Source organism: Streptomyces sp. NPDC085932 (genome assembly GCF_044540525.1).
Lineage (GTDB): Bacteria > Actinomycetota > Actinomycetes > Streptomycetales > Streptomycetaceae > Streptomyces > Streptomyces levis.
This window is the reverse complement of sequence record NZ_JBITSJ010000013.1, coordinates 52,443-59,205: the sequence shown is the minus strand read 5'-3', so window position 1 is coordinate 59,205 and position 6,763 is coordinate 52,443. Positions and strand designations below refer to the sequence as shown.

The 6,763-nt window shown below is 61.3% G+C and carries 4 protein-coding genes and 1 pseudogene; 1 reads left to right on the top strand and 4 read right to left on the bottom strand.

Features of this window, described 5'->3' with window-relative positions; all coding sequences use genetic code 11:
* Nucleotides 1-368: 368 nt before the first annotated feature.
* The 4 genes and pseudogenes from ACIGAQ_RS37635 to ACIGAQ_RS37620 all read right to left on the bottom strand — a co-directional run.
* Nucleotides 369-1,907: an AMP-binding protein gene (locus ACIGAQ_RS37635; protein WP_399791331.1), complete on the bottom strand. Its 1,539-nt coding sequence runs from the start codon at nucleotides 1,905-1,907 to the stop codon at nucleotides 369-371.
* A 45-nt stretch (nucleotides 1,908-1,952) separates the two neighbouring features.
* Nucleotides 1,953-3,377: an NAD(P)/FAD-dependent oxidoreductase gene (locus ACIGAQ_RS37630; protein WP_399791328.1), complete on the bottom strand. Its 1,425-nt coding sequence runs from the start codon at nucleotides 3,375-3,377 to the stop codon at nucleotides 1,953-1,955.
* A gap of 28 nt (nucleotides 3,378-3,405) precedes the next feature.
* On the bottom strand, nucleotides 3,406-3,948 hold the full coding sequence (locus ACIGAQ_RS37625) for an N-acyl amino acid synthase FeeM domain-containing protein (RefSeq protein WP_399791325.1): 543 nt from the start codon (nucleotides 3,946-3,948) through the stop codon (nucleotides 3,406-3,408).
* A gap of 1,455 nt (nucleotides 3,949-5,403) precedes the next feature.
* Nucleotides 5,404-5,532: pseudogene (locus ACIGAQ_RS37620) on the bottom strand (SigE family RNA polymerase sigma factor); the annotation flags it as partial.
* A 469-nt stretch (nucleotides 5,533-6,001) separates the two neighbouring features.
* On the opposite strand from ACIGAQ_RS37620, the gene ACIGAQ_RS37615 reads away from it, so the two are divergent.
* The gene (locus ACIGAQ_RS37615; RefSeq protein ID WP_399791322.1) at nucleotides 6,002-6,403 is read left to right on the top strand and encodes a hypothetical protein; all 402 of its coding nucleotides are present in this window, start codon (nucleotides 6,002-6,004) and stop codon (nucleotides 6,401-6,403) included.
* Nucleotides 6,404-6,763: the final 360 nt, after the last annotated feature.

Sequence of the window (6,763 nt, the reverse complement as noted above, 5' to 3'; positions counted from 1 at the left end):
CGTGGACCCCCGCACACTCCTGCCGAGGGTGAAAGGGTATAAAACTGAACGCTCCGAGGGCGGACCACCCTCAACAGCCATGCAACAACTCGGTACGCCATCGCAACGACGGAAGGGTCAGTTAGCCCGAGAGCCCCTTAGCAGTAGGTGAAGTGTAGGCAGGCCTGACGGCGTTGACGCTCACGGGAGTGTTCGTGAAGGCCTCGTCACGCCCGCCCTTGCCGCTCGCATAACGTGATCTCGGCACACATACGCCGTGCCTATAGTTGTTGTGAAGCCGAGCCGGGCGGTTTCCGGCACGTCGGCCAGTTGCCGGTCAGGGCCTGTTCAAACCCACCGATTTTGGCGGCGGGTAGCAAGGCCTGGACTCAATCACACAGCAGCTGGATCAGTTCCCGCCTGCGCTCATGTATGACGGCGCGGCGAGGCTTGAGAAGTGCGGTGAGTTCGCCGCTCTCCACCGTGAACGGGAAGGCGACAACGTGCCAGGAGGCAAGGACCTCGCTTCCCATGCGCTCTTGATGTGCTGCCAGCAAGTGATCGAATGTTGCGCGTATCTTTTCGGGGTGGAAATCGGCGTCCGTGTCCAAAGCCAACAGGACGGCAAGCCGTCTGTGACCATTACCTACCAGTACGGCCCTCTCGACGCCCGGTACGGAGCCGAAGTCGGCCTCTACAGGTCCGGGCCAGAACTGACTGCCATCCGCTAGTTCCATACGCTCTTGCGCCCGTCCGAGCAGCTGTAGATAACCGTCTGCATCGAGAACCCCGAAATCACCGGTGCGAAGCCACCCCTCCCGCAGGGTCCTCTGTGTTCCGTCTGGGTCTCGCCAGTAGCCCGCACACACATTGGGGCCGCTGACCTCGATCTCTCCCTGGGGCGACAGTCGGACGGAGACTCCTGGCACGGATTGGCCTTGGGTGCCAGGGCGATGTCTGCCAGGAAGGTTGAGCGACGCAAGAGAGGATGACTCGGTCATACCATAACCCTCGAGCACTTGAATTCCGTGTTCTTGGTAGAAGTCCAGCAGACCGGTCGGAGCGGGGGCAGCGCCTGTGAAGACGTAACGTGCCTGGCCCAGCAGTTCTCGCATGGCAGCCTCTGTACCTGCTGGGCTGCTCATCGCGTGTTCCTGCAACCTCCGGTAGAAGAACGGTGGGGCCACCATCATGGTCGGGCGAGCGGCCGCCAGTTCTTCCCATAGCTTTCCCGTGCCCATTACTGTTTCGAATCCGCAATGCAGCGGGAGAACTACATCTGTCAAGCGAGCCTGGGATAGAGGAAGGAAGGAATAGATTCTGTCTTCCGTCGTCAACGCCAGGCAGGTCTGCAATGTCGAACCGAAGAATCGCATGTTTCCGTATGTCATTTGACAGGCCTTCGGCGCGCCGGTGCTGCCACTGGACGGTGCCAGGTATGCAGTGTCATCATTGCTGCTGCTCTCACCCTTGGCCAGCAGGCCCTCGAATACCTTCCGGCTGCTTCGGTTAAGGCTCGGCGTCGCGAGTAGGTCATTCAAGACATGCGGTGACAGGTCAAATATGTCAATGCAACCCAGACGCTGCATCCGCGGAATCTGAGAAGTGTCGACTACGACACCCTGGCGTACACGTGAGGACCGAATCAAAGGCGCGACCGTTTCATCGGGAGTGCCTGGGGGCACCGCCATCGGGAGGCCGCCGGCCAGCATGACCGCAAAATCAATAATTGGCCAGTGACAGGAACTTTCAGCCACGAAGAGAACTGGCTCGTCGGTTCTCAGTTGATGGTCGCGAAGCCAGCCGGCTACGCGGTCCACCGCCAATGCAAATTGTCCATATGAATACTTTGGGCCGTCGACAGCCGCACTGCGCAACGCCGGTGCCAATGGTTGGGTGAGGGCGTGGCGAGCGAGTATCTCAAGCACTGTGCACCTTTCGGTTCTGCAGCTTCCATCGTCAAAGACTTTGCACTACGGATGCGTCGGCCTATCGGCCTTCTCCGAAGAGTTATACAGAGAGAGGGCCGCGAAAGCCGGGTAGTGCTGGATGGTGTTGAGGATTCTTTCAGATTCCGCCTTGTTTTTGCCGACCGCGAGGTCGTACATGGTGGTGAAAAGGTGGATCAGGCCTTCTCGGCGGTCATACGGTAGATGGCCGTCGGGCTTGAGATACTCATCGAGCGCACTGGGTATGGCGGTGCGGACGAGATCTGTATTATCCCGCTCGCGAATGTTTCTCAGGCGCTGAGATGTAATACGAAATGGGTGCGCTGCGGGGGTCTTCCCCAATGCATCCGCTGCGACCAGCTCTGCGATTCGGGGACTCATGAGAATCCCCGTGCGATGTGTGCCGGTCGCAAGGAGCAGGCCTTCCCTTCCTGTTTCTCCTATGATGGGTTGGTTGTCAGCGGTAACCGGACGAAGTCCAAAATGAACTTCTCGGAGTGGCGCCTTACTGTAATATGTGCCGATTTCGTGAATCAGCCCCTCCAGTAGCTGGTGAACGTCCTCGGCAGGAGCACCCGTCCCGGTGGCAAGAACGTGTCGGGCACGGTTTGTAGCGCCGACATATACGCGTCCACCGGACAGTGGTACGACGTGGAGGCCACAAGCTGTTCCTCGGTTGGGTGTACGCACGGTGTGAACAGCGCCGGTGACGTTGTCCATTTCCAATGCCGACCCCTGGCCGGCGAATGTCCGCAATGCGGAGTAGTCGCTCGGAAGCAAATGGGCGACCAATGACATGGTGTGGACACCGGCAGCCACGATCAGCTTTTCAGCGATCACGTCGGAGGAATGGGACGTGATCACTCGATACTTGCCATCCGCCGTCTCCTGGACCTGCTCTGCAGTGTCGTCCAGGATGCTTACATTGCCGGATGCCATCAGAACGGCAGTCAACGCTGTAATGAGCTGCCGAGGCTCGACTGTTCCCTCGCGCTCGATGAACAACGCGGGTCCTGGTGCTACGGAGGAGTGCGGTGAGTACCCCGGCACGTCCCCAGGGCTGACGCGCTGATATGGTTCCTTCTTCTCACTCAGCTTGGCTTCGATGGCTTTGAGGTTCGCATTGTCCTCTGCACTCCCAGCGCTCGATACTATGAACGTGCCCTTTGTTATGTGAACAGGCGCGCCGGCCTCTTGTGCGACAAGCCCGACCCAGTTTTCGAAACCCGTCTGGGTGGCAATGCAAAAATCAGTCACAGGAGATGACGCGTTGTCTGCTGTCACCTCACCGAAAGCCCCCTGCATCGCGCCGGCAGCCAGCGTGGCCGAGCGTGAACTCCGGGCAGGACGAATGAGTGTGATAGTGGCGTCTGCGTCGCGGAGCTCTCGCGCTATGGCAAGCGCCAATGCTCCACCACCGACAACAGCGACGTCACAATTAATGGTCATGATACCTTTTCGGTGTAGAAATTCCTGTTCATGCTTCGGTGAGATATCTGTCGAGTGGCCGACTTCCGGCCTGACGAAGTTTCAGGATGTCCCGCACTCTTGCCAGCATCACAGAACTCTCACCCTCGTGCGCCAACTCGGTATCCTGAAAGAGTATGGGCTGCTGCTCGAATCCCATACTGCGAAGAAACGGAATAGGAGTGGTGGCTGTGTTGAGGAATACATCGGCCACCATGGTCTCGACGTTCTCGGCAGCACAGAGACGAAGCGCCGCGCGATAGAGAGCAGTTCCCACACCGAACGGCGCGTCATCCACCCGACGAACTCGCCACTCCGGTACGACTGCGAAGCGCTGCAACTCGACAGCTTTTCCGAGAATCAGGGACCGCAGATCGGTGAACTGCTCGATCGGCAAGCCTGCCGCGGAGTCATGGACAACTCTGAGGGCTCCCACCGGAGTAAAGCCGTCAAAAGCGCAGATGTACTGTGAGTTGCCGTGATATCGGTCCTTGAGGCCCTCCTCGGCGGACTGCAGCCAGCCAAGCTCTTCCTTGTAGACACGGTCAAGCACATGAGCAGCATGCCTGGCGCCCTCGCGACCGGATATGACAATTCTCATGGGGAAGCTCTCCGTCAGAAGTAAAGGATCCAGGTGTCACTGAATTGCACCCCGTGCCCTTGCATGGTGACGCGCCTGTCAGAGGCCTGCAGTTGCTTTGTGTTGGGGGGACTCGATACTGCCTGGTGCAATATGTCGCCGGAGTGCACGACCAACTCACCCAAGGTATAGGGGTGATACTCTCCGGGGCCATTCTCGTCTCGCCACATCAAGATGCCGGCTCCACAGCTCGGGAGAGCCACCGGGAGAGTGAAGCTGATGGTGGGGTGGAGGGCACTCAGAGGCTCGCCCCAGGGCAGGAGGTGATGCTGCTCATCGCAGTGACGTTGGCCCTTGAGCGGCTCAGTATTCGCCTCGGCCAAGAGGACGTGAAATCCGGGAAGTGCGAAACGGTCCGAATAATGCACGGACGCTTGGAGCACGTCAGACAGTGAAGTTGCCACGCGCGTGTAAAGGTCGTCGAAGTGTTTCCTGAGAATTTCGTTCTTTTTCGCAGATAATGCAATGTACGTGGAGGTGCCAGTCTTTCCCTCGGCGTACGCTGCTGCACCCAGCTTGAATCGCCCCTGGTCGGTCGACAGTGCATCCCAGTGATCTCGCAGGCCGAATACCTCCTCTGTTATGCGTGCGCAATCAGGGGCAGTGAGTAGGGTCGTTCTGCTTACCAAGGTCAAGTCCGAATCCTTCATGTCCCCGGGACTGCCGGCTGTACGTGGTCAAGGTGCTCAAACCCGCGGTGCTGGCTAGGACACCGTGGGTGTGCAACCTTCAGAAATCTGCCGGAGTCGTCTCTCGAGCACCCCAGGGAAAACACCTAGTGAGTGATGAGGTGTCAGATTGCGCTGGGTCGCTGCCTGCCTCGGACGCAGTGGGCAGGGGGACCGCCTCAGCTCGGCCTTTGGATGAGCTGGCCGTGACGTACGTGGCTGAGCGGTCCATTCGGAGCGGGCCGAGGTGCCCGTACGGCTAGCATCTCGGCCATCCGCCGACGGCATGGGAACGTTGCACGGGGCACGACGGAATGTGCCACACCCAGGTGGTAAGGGTGTCACCAGTCATGAGCCGGGCCCGGGCCGGAGTCAACAGTGTGGAAGCAACGCCTTTGGGAGCCGCGCCTAGCAGCTGAGCGGCGGCGAAGTGGTGTGGTTGAGCCGGCACCTGGCGAGGGCCGGACGTCGGTGCCAGCGGGCCGTCAAAGTAGGGGCGTACGGATCCCCGGACGACGGGGGGAGGTTCTGCCGGGGATCCGATGTCTGAGGTATGGGTCGCCCCAGACAGCCCTACCGCGGGTTGGTCGCCGCAGCACTGAAAGTGTCCTGGTGGTAGACGGTCTCGGCATCAGGGACATTCCCTAAGATCGTCCGGGAACGCGTGCCACTGTTCCAGCCAGCGCTTGGCCCGCAGTCAGCGGCTGCTGACCGCGAGCCGCATGGCCACCATGCGGATCTACGCCTCGGGTGCGCCGTCAGCCAGAAGCTCCTGACGCCGGTCCCAGGAGCGGACGAAGGCCTCCTGGACCACGTCCTGAGCGCTACCGCCGGCCGGCCTGGGTGAGGGCGGGCATGAGACGCCGAGACCCTGGGCCGCGACGTCCGTGTCCGCGCACTGATTTCGCGGCGTACGCCGCGCATGCCTGGCCGCGTCTGATACTGACCGCCCGCGTCCTCGCCGGGAGCACACGTGCGGTGAGCAGCCTGTCCGTGCGACGCTGACCGAGGCGTACGCCTGTCGGCGGAGAGAGTCCCGCGGGATGACGCCGACTTCCATCTACGGCGAATAGAGGCCGCCGGCCTCTGGGCATCACTCAGGACGAACTGGCCCGCGGTGGTTACACGGTTCATGCAACTTTCGACTTGGCGGCACAGGGCGCGACGGCACAGTTCGTGCGCCGAGCGCCTGAGGCTGGTTCTGGGACGCAGCTGCACACGGCGGCGGTGGCGATAGCGCCCGGGGATGAGGCCGTGCGCGTCATGTATGGGGGTGCGGACTACGCAAGGACCTTTCAATGTCGCCATATCAGGCGCGTGGAGGTCGGCACGGCTCTGAAGCCGACTGGGTATCTGATGAGCGATGGCCTGTTGACCTCCCTGGGCCGCGCGGCTACGGCGTCCCCCTGCGGCTTGCGTCCGCATATGCTGCCGAAGCCGCGAATGGCGCCTACGCCGAACCGTCCACCGTCTCAACCTTTACGGGCGGCGCGGCCACAGGCACGGAAACCCGGACTCTCTGGCACACGGAATCCGATGAACAACTATCGGTCACGACCGCCCTCTTCGCCGAGTATCCATCGCGCGGCGACCGGCCTGCCCGGCCCGCGCCGCTGGGCGAGGTGCTGAACCGATTCGCGCTGTCGATCGTGGTGGGCGTTCGGAAGCAGTTGGTGCATTCGGTCGGCGTCAAGGGCTGAGGGCGATGTCGCCCGCCGGGCAGTCGGCGGTTACTCGGCGTCTGCTCGGTCGCTGTCCATAAGCTGGACAAAACTGCAGGTCAGTAAGGTGCTAACCTAAGATCAGCGACTGAAGCGACTCAAGTTTCGCCATACACGAGCATCCGTGCTCGGGTGGATGCGCCCTGCGCCGGAGCTCGCGTCGCTTCAGTCGCCGGCCGGGGCTTCTCCCACGCCCCGACCTGCGGTTCGTCCTCAACCGGCCACGACCGGAAGGCTCTAGGCAGTCGACGACTTGGTTGAGCCGCGGCAGTACGGGCAGGTGCTCGTTGACACCAGGCTCAGTCCTTTTCGCCTGTGCTCCACGACCCAGCCTGCCAC

Bases quoted from the DNA above. Each gene is read 5' to 3' on its own strand.
- ACIGAQ_RS37630 (WP_399791328.1), bottom strand. From the start codon at position 3,377: ATGACCATTAATTGTGACGTCGCTGTTGTCGGTGGTGGAGCATTGGCG.
- ACIGAQ_RS37615 (WP_399791322.1), top strand. From the start codon at position 6,002: ATGTCGCCATATCAGGCGCGTGGAGGTCGGCACGGCTCTGAAGCCGAC.